Genomic DNA, 14,877 nt, shown 5'->3' on the forward strand with positions numbered 1-14,877 from the left:
AAACGCCCGGTTACATTCCGAACCCGGAAGCTAAGCCTCACAGCGCCGATGGTACTGCAGGGGGGACCCTGTGGGAGAGTAGGACGCCGCCGAACAAATTTTGATGACAGAAAGCCCCTCCCGGAAACGGGAGGGGCTTTCTGCATTTCTGCGTTAATCTCTGCGAATGCAGAACCTGACCCTTACGTGGCAGACCGCCGGCGGTGCGTCGGTGGTCCTGCTCGGAGCGGCGTATGCGGTCAAGCGCGCCACTCGTTCCGGAGCGGCCACACGTGCCGGTGGTACGGCCGCGCTACTGCGGGAGGCCGGCATTCTGCTGGGGCTCTTCGCACTCTGGCAACTGGTCGGCCATCTCTCGGTGTTGAGCACGGATCATGCGCTGGACCGGGCGGAGTGGATCCACCGGACGGAGCTTGGGCTGGGGTTCCCGGACGAGGCGGCCTGGCAGCGTGCGGTCGAGCCGTATTCCTGGCTGGTCACAGGAGCCAACTACTACTACGCGACCATGCACTTCGGTGTGATGCTGGTGCTGCTGCTCTGGCTCTTTCTGCGGCACCGGGACCGCTACCACTGGGTGCGGACCACGGTGGTGCTGACCACGGCGGCCTGTCTGCTGATCCAGTTCATCCCGGTTGCCCCGCCCCGCATGCTGCCGGAGAGCGGGTTCGCGGACCTGGCGGCGCAGTACGGGCAGTCGGTGTACGGCGGCAGGGTGGGCGGGGTGGTGCCGGATCAGCTGTCCGCGATGCCCTCGGTCCATGTGGCGTGGTGCGTGATCGTGGCGGTGGCCGTCGTACGGGTCGCGCGTCGTCCGTGGCGGTGGCTGGTGGTGCTGCATCCGCTGGTCACGGTCTTCGTCGTGGTGGTGACGGCGAACCACTTCTGGGCGGACGGGCTGGTAGCGGTGGTGCTGCTGTTGGTGGTGTACCTGGTGCAGTACGCCGTCAGCGGCTGGCGGGCGGATTCCGAAGGGCCGACACCCGCCGCCGTGCAGCCGGAAGACCGGCCCGAGGAGCGGTCGTCCGTGAGCAGGTCCTGAGCACCAGCTCCAGAACGCCAGGCCCTGGGCTGCGGGAGTCGGAGCGCACGGCCGGGAGGGGTGGGCCGGTGCTCTCCGGAGAGCACCGGCCCACCCCTCCCGGCCGTCGGCGGCGCGGACGCCTGCCGGTTACTTCACCGGCAGGGCGGTGCGGCCCCAGAGGCTGTTGGTGAGGGTGGCGGTGGCCCAGTACCAGGCGACCACCCCGGCGAGGGCGGCGATCCAGCCGGCTGCCTTGGCGAGCCCGCTGCTGCCGCCGAGGGTGGCGATGGCGGTGAGTAGCAGGGCGACCGTCAGCAGGCCGTAGAGCAGGCGGCTGAAGCGCCCGGAGGCCCAGCCGGCGACCGTGAGGGTGAAGGCGAGCAGGGCCCACAGCAGCAGGAAGAGCCCGGCGGCGTGCTTGCCGGTCCCGGCGGCCACGGACCAGGTGGCCCAGAAGGCGCCGAGGCTGGTGAAGGCGGTGCCGGTGAAGGTCTCTGAGCTGCGGAGCTGCCAGAGTCCGGCGATGAAGAGCGTGACCCCACCGACCAGGTGGGCGAGGGCGACGGCGTCCTTGACCCCGGCGCCGCTGAGGACGCCGGTGGCGAGTAGGCCGTATCCGAGAAGGGTGAGTCCGAGGGCCAGGTATCCGAGGGGACCCGCGTCGGCGGCTGCGGGTCGGGCGTTCGCCCCGGTAGCTTCAGTGCTCACCGGAGGCTCCTTTCACTCTGTGCGCAAGGTGGCGGCATGAGGACGGACGGGGGTTGCTGGGCGCACACGTCAGGAGGGGGACGGCTGCGGATGCGGGGCGCGGGGCACCGGGACACGAGGTGTCGGGAACGTGGTACTGGGCGCGGACGCACCGGGCATACGGCTCGGGACGCGTGGAGAGGCGTGCGGCGGCTGCGGCTGAGTGGGGAACCGGCGCGTCCGGCCGGTGGAGCCGGAGGCGGTCTGGTGGTCGATGTCCGCTGCGGGGAATTCCCCGGCGTATCCGGTGTACCCGCCTCCGGACCGCTTGCACCCTTGTGAATGTTACGATTTGTGCACCGGTGCGCTTCGGACGGTAACGACTATCGGTCGCCCAGGGGGAGCGGGCGGATGCCGCGTCGGCTCAGTCGACCCGCGGGCCGGGCACCCGGAGGGTGAGGATCGCCATGTCGTCCGAGGGCGGCTCGGGCGCGAAGCGTTCCACCGCCCGCTGGACGCGTGCCGCGACGGCTCCGGCGGTGAGCCCGGTGCAGCCGCTGAGGACCTGGGCGAGCCCGTCGTCGCCCAACATCCGTGAGCCTTCGCGGCGTTCGGTGACACCGTCGGTGACGCAGAGCAGTACCTCGCCGGGATGAAGCACCAACTCCTCGGCCTCCAGCTCCAGTTCGTCCAGCACGCCGAGCAGTGGCTGCGGTGAGGCGGCCGGTTCGACCTGTCCGTCGGTGCGTAGGCGCAGCGGCAGCGGGTGGCCCGCGCAGACCAGGGACAGCGCGGTGCTGCCGTCCGGTCGGGGCGTCAACTCCCCGTACAGCAGGGTGAGGAAGCGGCTGCGGGTGCCTTCGTCGAGGATGGCCGCGTTGAGCCGGGCGAGGACCTGCGGTGCGTCCAGGCCTTCGCGGGCGAGGAGGCGCAGCGAGTGGCGGGCCAGGCCGGTGACCGAGGCGGCCTCGGGGCCGGTGCCGCAGACGTCGCCGATGGCGAAGCCGTAGGTGCCGGGGCGGATCTGGAAGATGTCGTAGAAGTCGCCGCCGACCTCGTTGCCCTCGCCGGCGGCCTGGTAGAAGACCTCCACCTCGACGCCTGGAACCTTGGGCAGGTCGGGCGGCAGCAGGGCGCGTTGGAAGGCCTGGCTGGTGGCGGTGCGCTCGGAGTAGAGGCGGGAGTTGTCGAGGGCGAGGGCGGCTCGGCGGGAGAGGTCCTCGGCGAGTTCGAGCATTTCCTGGCGGAACCGGACACCGGTGCCGACACCGAGGACCAGCAGGCCGATCACCCGGTTGCGGGCGGCGAGCGGCAGGACCACGGTCTCGCCGAGCAGTCCGGCCAGTTCGGGGCTGTCGGCCAGGCCGGCGGCGCGGGCGGTCTCCAACGGGCCCTTCCAGAACCGGGCGCCGGGTGCGGGCTCGGTCTCGGGGGCAGGGGTCTTGTCGAGCAGGGCGCGCAGCGGGTCGATCCGGTCCTCGTCCTCGTGCAGCACGAAGGCGAGGTCGGCGCCGCCGTTCTGGTCGGCGGTGGTGTAGACGGCGCACCAGGCGGCCAGGGTGGGGACGGACATCTGGGCCATCAGGGCGAGGGTCTGCTGGTGCTCAAGGGTGCCGGCGAGCAGGTCGGAGGCCTCGACCAGGAAGGAGAGCGAGCCCCTGCGCAGGCGTTCGAGCTCGGTGAGCCGGGCGCTCTCCAGCGCGAGGGCGATCCGGTCGGCGGCGAACTGGAGGCGCAGCGCGTCCTCGTTGTCGTAGCGCCCGGGGGTGGCGGCGGCCACGCCGAGCGAGCCGGTGAGGCGGCCCTCGACCTTGAGTGGGACGGTGATCAGCGAGCGCAGGCCGGTGCCGCTGAGCAGTGGTGCCGAGCCGGGCCGCACCGAGAGGTCCTCGTGCACGGCGGGCAGCCGGGCGGAGTCGAAGCCGCGGCCGGTGCCGGCCGCGACCGGGATCGGGCCGCTCTGGCGTCCCAGCGGGCTGAGCCCGGTGGCCGCGCGGACCTCGAACTCGGTCTCGTCGTCACTGGTGAGCATCAGGTACGCGGCGTCGGCGTCGAGCAGGTCGCGGGCGCGTTCGACGACGCGCTGGAGCAGGCCGCCGAGGTCGTGCTGGTCGATCGGGCCGACCAGCAGGTCCAGCGGTTCGATGGCCGACGGGGTCTCGACGGCGGTGCTGGGGGAGCGCAGCACACCGCGGTCGATCTCACGGACCAGCAGGCAGAGGGTGGACGGGGTGCCGTGGGTGTCGCGGACCCGGACCTGGAGGCCGTACACCTCGGTGACCCCGCCGTCCGCGTGGCGCAGCCCGAAGCCGCCCTCCCAGCGGGCCAGCCGGAGGGTCTCGGCGAGGCCGAGGCCGATCCCGGCGCTCTGCGGCCAGACGGCCAGCTCGCTCCAGGGGCGGCCGACGACCCGGTCCGCGGGGTGCTGGAAGAGCGCCTCGGCGTCCGGGTTCCAGGCGCGGACCAGGCCGTGGTCGTCCACCTGCACGACGGCGACCCGCACCGGGGCCTCGGCGTCGGGGAGTTCGCCGCCGGGGAGGCTGGGCAGGGCGTAGCGGGTGCCGGTGACGTGTTCGGGCAGCGGCAGCCGGAACCAGACGGTCTTCTGTCCGGCCGCGTACTCGACGCCCCAGCGGCTGGAGAGCGCGGAGCACATCAGCAGGCCGCGGCCGCCCTCGCCGTCCGGGTCGGCGTAGCGGTCGGAGGAGGTGGCGGGGACGTTGGCGAAGGACGGCAGGCCGCGTTCGGGGTGGCGGTCGGTCACCTCGATCCGTACCGAGTCCTCCTCGCGCAGGCAGGCGACCTCGGCGGCGGTACCGGCGTGCACCACGGCGTTGGTGACGAGTTCGCTGACCAGGACGACGGCGTCGTCGACGACCTCGGGGAGCCCCCAGCCGAGCAGGGCGTCGCGGACGAAGCCGCGCGCGGCGGCGGCCGAGCGGCCGACCGGTTCGAAGGTGGCGGATGCGCGCGCGGTGACCACGTGCCACTTCTCCCATCAGGTCGCTCGACGGCTCTGCTCCGGCCCGTTGGCACCGGCCGGGAGAGACTTCCCGTTGGTGCCGGCCGGGAACCCCCTCCCGGCCCGGCCGACCTGGCGGCGGGTGTCGGAGCGGCGGCGGGGAGCGCCCATGGCCAGGTGCAGCGCTCCACCCTACTTTCCGCTTGGTACCCCGTGGGCCCGGGGCACCGAAACAGCCACGAGAAGGTGATTCTGGCCACCAGTTTGTCCGGCACTGGTGGAGACCCTGTGCAACGGGCCGGACACGGAGCGCCGGTGCTGCCAGACTGGGGGGTCCGCCGCATGCGGCGACGCAGTACGGTCGGTGGGGTGTGCCGGCGGCTGTCCGCAGCGGCCGGGGCGATGTTCGGGGGCGGGCCGGTGCCCGTTCCCGATCGGACTTGAACAGTCACGACGTGGGAGGGCCCGTTGAGTTCGGCCACCAAGGACGTACCCGGTACGACTCCGGCGACCGCGCGCGGTGGCCGGGCCGCGCAGGCACGCGGCAGCCAGGGGCGGCGTCCGAGTCACAACCGGGGAGCCGAGCCCGCGGATCTGCGCAAGCTGCTGGCGGCGCTGACGGCGATGCGGGACGGCAACTTCCGCCGCCGGCTCACCGTTCCGGGGGACGGGCCGCTGGCCGAGATCGCGGCGGTGTTCAACGAGGTCGCCGAGCGCAACCAGCACCTGACCGGTGAACTGGCCCGGGTCCGCCGGGCGGTGGGCCGGGAGGGACGGCTGTCCGAGCGGCTGGAGAGCGGGGTCGGCGAGGGCGCCTGGATGGCGGCGGTCGACAACTGCAACGCGCTGATCGACGACCTGGCGCGGCCGATGGCCGAGGTGGGCCGGGTGCTCTCCTCGATCGCCGAGGGCGACCTGGACCAGCGGATGGAGTTGCGCTCGGTCCATATGAACGGGGTGAGCTACCCGCTGCGCGGGGAGTTCCTCAAGGTCGGCCGGACGGTCAACGGACTGGTGGACCAGCTCTCGGAGTTCACCGACGAGGTGACCAGGGTCGCCCTCGAGGTGGGTACCGAGGGCAAGCTCGGCGGCCAGGCCAGGGTGCGCGGTATGTCGGGCAGTTGGAAGGACCTGGCCGACTCGGTCAACACCATGGCCGGCCGGCTGACCGCGCAGGTGCGCAACATCGCCGAGGTGACCACGGCGGTGGCCAAGGGCGACCTCTCGCACAAGGTCACGGTGGACGTGGCCGGCGAGATGCTGGCGCTGAAGAACACCGTCAACACGATGGTGGACCAGCTCAACTCCTTCGCCGCTCAGGTCACCAGGGTGGCCAGGGACGTGGGCACCGAGGGCCGGCTCGGCGGGCAGGCGCAGGTGCCGGGCGTCGCCGGGGTGTGGCGTGATCTCACCGACTCGGTGAACTTCATGGCCAACAACCTGACCGCGCAGGTGCGCAACATCGCCGAGGTGACCACGGCGGTGGCCAAGGGCGACCTCTCGCGCAAGATCGAGGTCGATGCCCGGGGCGAGATCCTGGAGTTGAAGAACACCATCAACACCATGGTCGACCAGCTCTCCGGCTTCGCCGAGCAGGTGACCAGGGTGGCGCGCGCGGTGGGGACCGAGGGCATCCTCGGTGGCCAGGCGCAGGTGCCGGGCGTCGCGGGGGTCTGGAAGGACCTCACCGAGAACGTCAACTCGATGGCCAACAACCTGACCAACCAGGTGCGCAACATCGCGCAGGTGACCACGGCGGTGGCCAAGGGCGACCTGTCGCAGAAGATCCAGGTGGACGCCCGGGGTGAGATCCTGGAGTTGAAGAACACCATCAACACCATGGTCGACCAGCTCGGTGCGTTCGCCGACGAGGTGACCAGAGTCGCCAGGGACGTCGGCACCGAGGGCATCCTCGGCGGTCAGGCGAGTGTGCCGGGGGTGTCCGGTACCTGGAAGGACCTGACCAACAGCGTCAACTTCATGGCGTCCAACCTGACCAGTCAGGTGCGGAACATCGCAGAGGTGACCACAGCGGTGGCCCGCGGCGACGTCTCCAAGAAGATCACCGTCGACGCGCGCGGCGAGATCCGTGAGCTGGTGATGACCGTGAACACGATGGTGGACCAGCTGTCGGCGTTCGCGGACGAGGTCACCCGGGTGGCCCGCGAGGTCGGTACCGAGGGCATCCTCGGCGGTCAGGCCCGAGTGAGCGGGGTCTCCGGTATCTGGCGGGACCTGACCGACAACGTCAACTTCATGGCGTCCAACCTGACCAGTCAGGTCCGCAACATCGCCGAGGTCGCCTCGGCGGTCGCCCGGGGTGACCTCTCCAAGAAGATCACCATCGAGGCGCAGGGCGAAGTCGCGGCCCTGGCGGGCACCTTGAACACCATGGTGGACCAGCTGTCCTCGTTCGCGGTCGAGGTGACGCGGGTGGCGCGCGAGGTGGGCACCGACGGCATCCTGGGCGGCCAGGCCAGCGTCCCCGGCGTCGCCGGCATCTGGAAGGACCTGACCGACAACGTCAACCAGATGGCCAACAACCTGACCGGGCAGGTGCGGAACATCGCCCTGGTCATCACCGCGGTGGCCCGCGGCGACCTCTCGCAGAAGATCGACGTGGACGCCCGGGGCGAGATCCTGGGGCTCAAGACCAGCATCAACACGATGGTCGACCAGCTCGGCGCCTTCGCCGACGAGGTCACCCGGGTCGCCCGCGAGGTGGGTACCGACGGCCGGCTCGGCGGCCAGGCCCGGGTCCCCGGGGTGGACGGCACCTGGCAGGACCTCACCGAGTCGGTGAACGAGCTCGCCAACAACCTGACCCGCCAGGTGCGGGCGATCGCCCAGGTGGCCACCGCCGTGACCAGGGGCGACCTGAGCCTGAAGGTCGACGTCGACGCGTCCGGCGAGATCGAGGAGCTCAAGGACAACATCAACCAGATGATCGCCAACCTGCGCGACACCACCCGCACCAACCAGGAGCAGGACTGGCTCAAGACCAACCTCGCCCGGATCTCCGGCCTGCTGCAGGGCCGCCGGGACCTGGAGGCCGTGGCATCGCTGATCATGAACGAGTTGACCCCGGTGGTCTCCGCCCAGCACGGCGCCTTCTTCCTCGCCCAGCCGGCCGGGCGCACCGCCGAACTGATCACCGAGGACGACGACGAGAACGACACCGTGCTGCGCCTGATCGGCAGTTACGGCTACCAGCGCCGGGCGATGCCGACCACCTTCCGGCCCGGTGAGGGGCTGGTCGGCCAGGTGGCGGTGGAGAAGCGCTCGATCATCCTCAAGGAGACCCCGCCCGGCTACCTGAAGATCGCCTCCGGCCTCGGCGAGGCCAGCCCGGCCCATGTGGTGGTGCTCCCGGTGATGTTCGAGGGCCGGCTGCTCGGTGTGATCGAGCTGGCCACCTTCAGCTCCTTCACCACCGTCGCGCTGGACTTCCTCAACCAGATCGCCGACCTGATCGGCGTCACCGTCAACACCATCAGCGTCAACACCAAGACCGAGGGCCTGCTGCTGGAGTCCCAGCGGCTCACCGCCGAACTCTCGATGCGCTCCGCCGAGTTGGAAGCCCGCCAGGAGGAGCTGGAGCGCACCAACGAGGAGTTGCAGGAGAAGGCCGAGCAACTCGCCCAGCAGAACCGCGACATCGAGATCAAGAACGGCGAGATCGAGGAGGCCAGGCAGGTCCTGGAGGAGCGCGCCGAACAGCTCGCGCTCGCCTCGCGCTACAAGAGCGAGTTCCTCGCCAACATGTCGCACGAGCTGCGCACCCCGCTCAACTCGCTGCTGATCCTGGCCAAGCTGCTCTCCGACAACAACGAGGGCAACCTCTCCAGCAAGCAGGTCGAGTTCGCCGAGACCATCCACGGCGCGGGCTCCGACCTGCTCCAGCTGATCAATGACATCCTCGACCTCTCCAAGGTCGAGGCGGGCAAGATGGACGTCCGCCCGGCCAAGATCGCGCTGGTCCAGCTGGTCGACTACGTCGAGGCCGCCTTCCGCCCGCTCACCGTGGGCAAGAGCCTGGACTTCGCGGTGGTGGTCTCCCCGGACCTCCCGGTCACCCTGCACACCGACGAGCAGCGGCTCCAGCAGGTGCTGCGCAACCTGCTCTCCAACGCCTTCAAGTTCACCGAGTCCGGCGCGGTCGAACTGCGGATCCGCCGGGCGGGCGGCGCCCCGCAGCACATCCGGGAGCAGCTGCTGGAGAGCGGGTCGATCACCGACCCCGACGAGCCGCTGATCGCCTTCTCGGTCTCCGACACCGGTATCGGCATCCCGGACAACAAGCTGCGGGAGATCTTCGAGGCATTCAAGCAGGCCGACGGCGGCACCAGCCGCAAGTACGGCGGCACCGGCCTCGGACTCTCCATCAGCCGGGAGATCGCCAGGCTGCTCGGCGGTGAGATCCACGCCGAGAGCGAGCTGGGACAGGGCTCGACCTTCACCCTCTACATGCCGCTGCGCAGCGAGGCCCCCGGCTCGGCGGTCACACTGGAGCGCCTGCCGTCGCCGCAGGTCAGGGCCAGCATCGCGGTGACCCCGGCCGGGACTCCGGTGCCGGTGGGCGAGAACCCGGCGGAGCACTGGGCACAGGAGGTGCGCGAGCTGGCGCAGGAGCGCCGCCGGGGCGAGGCCGAGCGGCGGCGGGCGGCCGAGGAGCAGGCCGGCGGCCTCGGCGGAGAGCCGGTCGCGCGGCAGAACGGCGTAGAGCAGTTCCAGGGCCGCTTCGACGGCCAGCGGGTCCTGATCGTGGACGACGACGTCCGGAACGTCTTCGCGCTGACCAGCGTGCTGGAGCAGTACGGGCTGACGGTGCTGTACGCCGAGAACGGGCGGGCCGGCCTGGAGGTGCTGGAGCAGCACGAGGACGTGGCGCTGGTCCTGATGGACATCATGATGCCGGAGATGGACGGCTACGCGACCACCGAGGCGATCCGCCGGATGCCCCAGTTCTCCGGCCTGCCGATCATCGCGCTGACCGCCAAGGCGATGAAGGGGGACAAGGAGAAGAGCCTGGAGGCCGGGGCCAACGACCACGTCACCAAGCCGGTCGAGACCGATCACCTGTTGGCGGTCATGCGCCAGTGGCTGACCGGCAAGTAGTCGCCAACGGCGCTGGCAATCCGGAACGCGCGCCGGGCGCGTCTGACCATGCGTGTGAGGGAAGGGCGCGGCGCAGCGCTCCCGGAGGCGAGTGGAACCGAAAAATATGGGGAATCCGGGTTTCCGGCTGGGCTGGCGGGCCGAGCCGGGAACCGGGTAAGGTCACCCATCGTTGCGAACGGTGACCGGATGGTGACAAGGCGCGGTCTCGGGTCGGTCGCGGTTCGGAGTGTCTCCACGAAGTCTGCGGGCCGCATTTGCGCACAGCGATGTGGCGGGCGAGGGGGTGCGGCTAGCATGACCGGGGCAGTGGTGGGCGGCACGCGGGTGCCTTCCCTCGGAAAACAACCGGCAGGAGGGCGGGTCCTGGTGCAGAAGGCGAAGATCCTCCTGGTCGACGACCGGCCGGAGAACCTGCTCGCGCTGGAGGCGATCCTCTCCGCGCTGGACCAGACCCTGGTGCGCGCCGCGTCCGGCGAGGAGGCGCTGAAGGCGCTGCTCACCGACGACTTCGCGGTGATCCTGCTGGACGTGCAGATGCCCGGGATGGACGGCTTCGAGACGGCCGCCCACATCAAGCGCCGGGAGCGGACCAGGGACATCCCGATCATCTTCCTGACCGCGATCAACCACGGCCCGCACCACACCTTCCGGGGCTACGCGGCCGGTGCGGTGGACTACATCTCCAAGCCCTTCGACCCGTGGGTGCTGCGCGCCAAGGTCTCCGTCTTCGTGGATCTCTACACCAAGAACTGCCAGCTCAAGGAGCAGGCGGCGTTGCTGCGGCTGCAGTTGGAGGCGGAGGAGCAGCCGGCGATCGGCAGTGTGCTGCTCGGCGAGCTGTCCGCCCGGCTGGCCTCGGTGGAGGAGCAGGCGGAGGCGCTCACCAAGCAGCTGGCGGGGTCCAGCGAGGCGGGCGCGGCAGTCACGGCCGCGCATCTGGAGCGCAAGCTCTCCAGTCTGCGCCAGGCGCTCGAAGCCTTGCGACCGGGCGCGAACTGAGCTTCGCGCGCCCCGCGTGCGCCCCTCAAAGACGACAGTGGAGCGTGACCTCTCGGAGCCTGGCGAGTCGGCGCGCCGGCCGGGGCTGGTGCCCGGCCGGCTGTCACCGGATCCTCGCCTGACGGGGCGTCGGCGACACGTGGCGATCGGTCACATGTGCACCATGAGCGGCCCCCGGTAGGCTGCTGACTCATGGCCACACGTACGCCCGGCAGTGCCGCACGCAACTCGAAACCCGGGCCGGCCAAGCAGGCCTCCACCGCCAAGCCCGCCGCGAAGAAGGCTGTTGCGAAGAAGCCCACCGCCGCCAAGCCGGCGGCCAAGCGCGCCCCCGCGAAGCGGACCGCGGCCAAGCCCGCCGCCAGGGTCGCGGCATCGCCGCCGCCGCGGCCGATACTCTTCCGGGCCGTCCGGGCGGTCTGGCTGGGAATGGCGCACAGCATCGGCGCGGTCTTCCGGGGCTTCGGCGACGGCGCCAGGAACCTCCACCCCGACCACCGCAAGGACGGGATGGCGCTGCTACTGCTCGCGCTGTCCCTGGTCACGGCGGTGGGTACCTGGTTCAGCCCGCAGGGCTGGCTGGGCGAGGCGGCCACCGACGTGGTGTCGGGGCTGTTCGGCCGACTCGATGTACTGATGCCCCTGCTGCTCGCAGTCCTGGCGGTCCGTCTGATGCGCCACCCGGGGGTGCCGGAGGCCAACGGCCGGGTCGCGATCGGGCTGAGTGCGCTGATCGTGGGCGTCCTCGGCCTGGTGCACATCGGCTGCGGCGCACCCGGGATGTCCTCCGGTGCGACCCGGATACGGCTGGCCGGGGGCATCCTCGGCTGGGCGGTGTCGACGCCGATGATGGCCGCCGCCGGACCGCCGCTCGCGGTGCCGCTGCTGTTGCTGCTCGCCTTCTTCGGCCTGCTGGTGGTCACCGCCACCCCCGTCAACCGGATCCCCGAGCGGCTGCGCCTGTTCGGGGAGCGCCTGGGCATCGTCGAGTCGCCGTACGCCGAGTACGACCAGGAGTACGGGCACGAGTACTCCACCGAGCCGCCCGAGGACGCGGACCCGGACGCGCTGCCGTTCACCGTCGGGAACGAGGACGCCCCCGAGGACGAGGTGGCGGCCCGGCGGCGGCGCCGGCGCAAGAAGGCGGACGAGGCCGAACAGGCGGCCGCCGACGACGCGTTCACTCCGGACCCGTACGCGACCCGGGACATCGCTGCGGGGGTCGCCGCCGAGTTGGGCAGCGCCCTGGCGCACGGGGTGCCCGCCTCGCCCGCGGTGGCCGGAATCATGCACCAGGTCCAGGACCGCACCGCTCCGCCGGAGGAGCCCGCGGTCCCGGCCGCCCGCACCGCCGACCGGGTCGACCTGTCCAAGCACGGGGCGGACCCGGTCCGGATGGAACAGCTCCAACTGCCCGGCGGCGGCGCGTACCAGCTGCCACCGCCGGACCTGCTGGAGCACGGCGCGCCCGCCAAGGCCCGCAGCGCCCTCAACGACGAGGTGGTGGCCCAGCTCAGCGGCGTCTTCGCGGAGTTCAAGGTGGACGCCAGGGTGACCGGCTTCACCCGCGGCCCGACGGTGACCCGCTACGAGGTCGAGCTCGGCCCCGCCGTGAAGGTCGAGCGGATCACCGCGCTGGCCAAGAACATCGCCTACGCGGTGGCCAGTCCGGACGTGCGGATCATCAGCCCGATCCCCGGCAAGTCGGCGGTCGGGGTGGAGATCCCCAACCGGGACCGGGAGATGGTCAACCTCGGCGACCTGCTGCGCTCGCGCAGCGCCGTCGAGGACCCGCACCCGATGGTGGTCGGGATGGGCAAGGACGTCGAGGGTCAGACCGTGACGGCCAACCTCGCCAAGATGCCGCACATCCTGGTGGCCGGTGCGACCGGTGCGGGCAAGTCCTCCTGCATCAACTGCCTGATCACCTCCGTGCTGGTCCGCGCCACCCCGGACGAGGTCAAGATGGTGCTGGTCGACCCCAAGCGGGTCGAGCTGACGGCGTACGAGGGCATCCCGCACCTGATCACGCCGATCATCACCAACCCCAAGAAGGCCGCCGAGGCCCTCCAGTGGGTGGTGCGCGAGATGGACCAGCGCTACGACGATCTGGCGGCCTTCGGCTTCCGGCACGTGGACGACTTCAACGCGGCGATCCGGGCGGGCAAGGTCACCCCGCCGCTGGGCAGTGAGCGCGAGCTGAAGCCGTACCCGTACCTGCTGGTGATCGTGGACGAGCTGGCCGACCTGATGATGGTCGCCCCGCGCGACGTCGAGGACTCGGTGGTCCGGATCACCCAGCTGGCCCGGGCGGCCGGAATCCACCTGGTGCTGGCCACCCAGCGGCCCTCGGTGGACGTGGTCACCGGTCTGATCAAGGCCAACGTCCCGAGCCGGCTGGCCTTCGCCACCTCGGCGATGGCCGACTCCCGGGTCATCCTGGACCAGCCGGGCGCCGAGAAGCTGATCGGCAAGGGCGACGCGCTCTTCCTGCCGATGGGCGCCGGAAAGCCGGTCCGGATGCAGGGGGCCTTCGTCACCGAGGCCGAGATCGCCAAGGTGGTCCAGCACTGCAAGGACCAGCTGGCCGCGACCTACCGGGACGACGTCATGGTCGGCGGCGGGTCGAAGAAGGAGATCGACGAGGAGATCGGCGACGATCTGGAGCTGCTGATCCAGGCCGTCGAGCTGGTGGTCTCCACCCAGTTCGGCTCGACCTCGATGCTCCAGCGCAAGCTGCGGGTCGGCTTCGCCAAGGCCGGGCGGTTGATGGACCTCATGGAGTCGCGCGACATCGTCGGGCCGAGCGAGGGTTCCAAGGCCCGCGACGTGCTCGTCAAACCGGACGAACTGGACGCCGTCCTGCTCACCATCCGCGGCTGACGGCAGCGGGGCCTCACTCGTTCGGAGGAAGCGGGTGAGGCCCGGTAGACGTGGAACCACCGACTCGGCCCGGGACGTCCACCGGGAAGGGGAGCCGGTGTGCCCGCCCGGTTGACCGCGGGTCAGCGCCCACCAGCAACAGGGGGCGCGTCGGGGTCCGCTCCGCTTGAGAAAGGCTCCGCCCCCGCCCCTAAACTGTCTTCTCAGCAGATGGCCAACGTCGAAAGGCGCTCTCCAGTGACCATCGGCAAGTCCCTCCGCCGCGCCAGTCGCCGGTCCTCCGCCACCCCCTCGGGGGCCGTTCCGGAGCAGCTGCCGTCCGCCGGGCCCGCCGCCGAAGCGGGGAGCATCGGCCGGGTACTCGCTGCGGCCCGGCTGGCCGCCGGGATGACGGTCGATCAGGTGAGTTCCGGTACCCGGGTCCGGGTGCCGATCGTGCGCGCCATCGAGGACGACGACTTCAGCCGCTGCGGCGGAGACTTCTACGCCCGCGGCCACATCAGGTCGATCGCCCGGGCGGTCGGTGTCGACGCCGAGCCGCTGGTCGCCAGGTACGACGCCGCGCACGGCGGACCGCCGGGGCTGCAGCGCCCGCGCCAGCTGCTGGACACCGGGCCGATCAAGGTCGCCGACCACCGGCGCCCGAACTGGACGGCCGCGATGACGGTTGCGATCGTCGTGGTGGTCGCGCTGATCGGCTTCAACCTGTTCGCCGGCAAGCCGAGCCGTTCCACGGCCGGCTCGGCCGACACCCCGCGGTCCGCCGCCGCCTCGACCGCGCCACGGTCCGGCCGGCCGTCCGCCACCACGGGGAGCGCCGCGTCGAGCGCCGCGGCATCGAGCCCTGGCGCGATCGCTGCCGCCCCGGCCGACAAGGTCACCGTCAAACTGGTCGCGGAGAAGGACACCAGCTGGGTTTCGGCCACCGACAGCAACGGTAAGTCGCTCTTCCAGAACAACCTGGACCAGGGCACCGACCAGACCTTCACCGACCCCAAGCAGATCAAGCTGGTGATCGGCAACGCGGCCGCCGTACACGTGTACGTCAACGGCAAGGACCTCGGCCCGGCGGGCGCCGACGGCCAGGTGGTGCACCTCACGTACACCCCGGGAGACCCGCAGACGGGCTGAGCGGACCCGTACATTCCGGGCGCGCGGCCTCCGGGGCGAACGGCACCGGAAGTCGCGCGTTAATCTTGGCCCT

Annotated in this window: 7 protein-coding genes and 1 rRNA gene; 6 read left to right on the forward strand and 2 right to left on the reverse strand. The window is 71.0% G+C overall.

Annotation, left to right across the window (positions count from 1 at the left end; translation table 11 throughout):
* A 5S ribosomal RNA gene (gene rrf / locus ABD369_RS23640) occupies positions 1 to 95 on the forward strand; the annotation flags it as partial.
* Positions 96 to 166: 71 nt separating this feature from the next.
* Positions 167 to 1,039, forward strand: a complete 873-nt coding sequence (locus ABD369_RS23645) for a phosphatase PAP2 family protein (RefSeq protein WP_344638522.1) — start codon at positions 167 to 169, stop codon at positions 1,037 to 1,039.
* A 129-nt stretch (positions 1,040 to 1,168) separates the two neighbouring features.
* Here ABD369_RS23645 and ABD369_RS23650 read toward each other — a convergent pair whose 3' ends face one another.
* Positions 1,169 to 1,729: an acetate uptake transporter gene (locus ABD369_RS23650; RefSeq protein ID WP_344638523.1), complete on the reverse strand. Its 561-nt coding sequence runs from the start codon at positions 1,727 to 1,729 to the stop codon at positions 1,169 to 1,171.
* Positions 1,730 to 2,132: 403 nt separating this feature from the next.
* Complete coding sequence (locus tag ABD369_RS23655) at positions 2,133 to 4,691, reverse strand: SpoIIE family protein phosphatase (protein ID WP_344638524.1); 2,559 nt, start codon at positions 4,689 to 4,691, stop codon at positions 2,133 to 2,135.
* Positions 4,692 to 5,294: 603 nt separating this feature from the next.
* On the opposite strand from ABD369_RS23655, the gene ABD369_RS23660 reads away from it, so the two are divergent.
* The 4 genes from ABD369_RS23660 (at position 5,295) to ABD369_RS23675 (ending at position 14,804) form a co-directional block, all read left to right on the forward strand.
* A complete protein-coding gene (locus ABD369_RS23660) occupies positions 5,295 to 9,788 on the forward strand; it encodes a HAMP domain-containing protein (protein ID WP_425557751.1) in 4,494 nt (1,497 codons plus the stop codon).
* Positions 9,789 to 10,154: 366 nt separating this feature from the next.
* Positions 10,155 to 10,790: a response regulator gene (locus ABD369_RS23665; RefSeq protein WP_344638613.1), complete on the forward strand. Its 636-nt coding sequence runs from the start codon at positions 10,155 to 10,157 to the stop codon at positions 10,788 to 10,790.
* Positions 10,791 to 10,982: 192 nt separating this feature from the next.
* Positions 10,983 to 13,673 carry a DNA translocase FtsK gene (locus ABD369_RS23670; RefSeq protein ID WP_344638525.1) on the forward strand — a complete coding sequence of 897 codons (2,691 nt, stop codon included), beginning with the start codon at positions 10,983 to 10,985 and terminating at the stop codon, positions 13,671 to 13,673.
* A gap of 210 nt (positions 13,674 to 13,883) precedes the next feature.
* Complete coding sequence (locus ABD369_RS23675) at positions 13,884 to 14,804, forward strand: helix-turn-helix domain-containing protein (RefSeq protein WP_344638526.1); 921 nt, start codon at positions 13,884 to 13,886, stop codon at positions 14,802 to 14,804.
* The last annotated feature ends 73 nt before the right edge of the window (positions 14,805 to 14,877 follow it).

The organism is Kitasatospora cystarginea, from assembly GCF_039533515.1.
GTDB lineage: Bacteria > Actinomycetota > Actinomycetes > Streptomycetales > Streptomycetaceae > Kitasatospora > Kitasatospora cystarginea.

Coding starts and splice junctions, on each gene's coding strand:
- ABD369_RS23670 (WP_344638525.1), top strand. CDS start 10,983: ATGGCCACACGTACGCCCGGCAGTGCCGCACGCAACTCGAAACCCGGG.
- ABD369_RS23645 (WP_344638522.1), top strand. CDS start 167: ATGCAGAACCTGACCCTTACGTGGCAGACCGCCGGCGGTGCGTCGGTG.
- ABD369_RS23660 (WP_425557751.1), top strand. CDS start 5,295: ATGCGGGACGGCAACTTCCGCCGCCGGCTCACCGTTCCGGGGGACGGG.
- ABD369_RS23675 (WP_344638526.1), top strand. CDS start 13,884: ATGGCCAACGTCGAAAGGCGCTCTCCAGTGACCATCGGCAAGTCCCTC.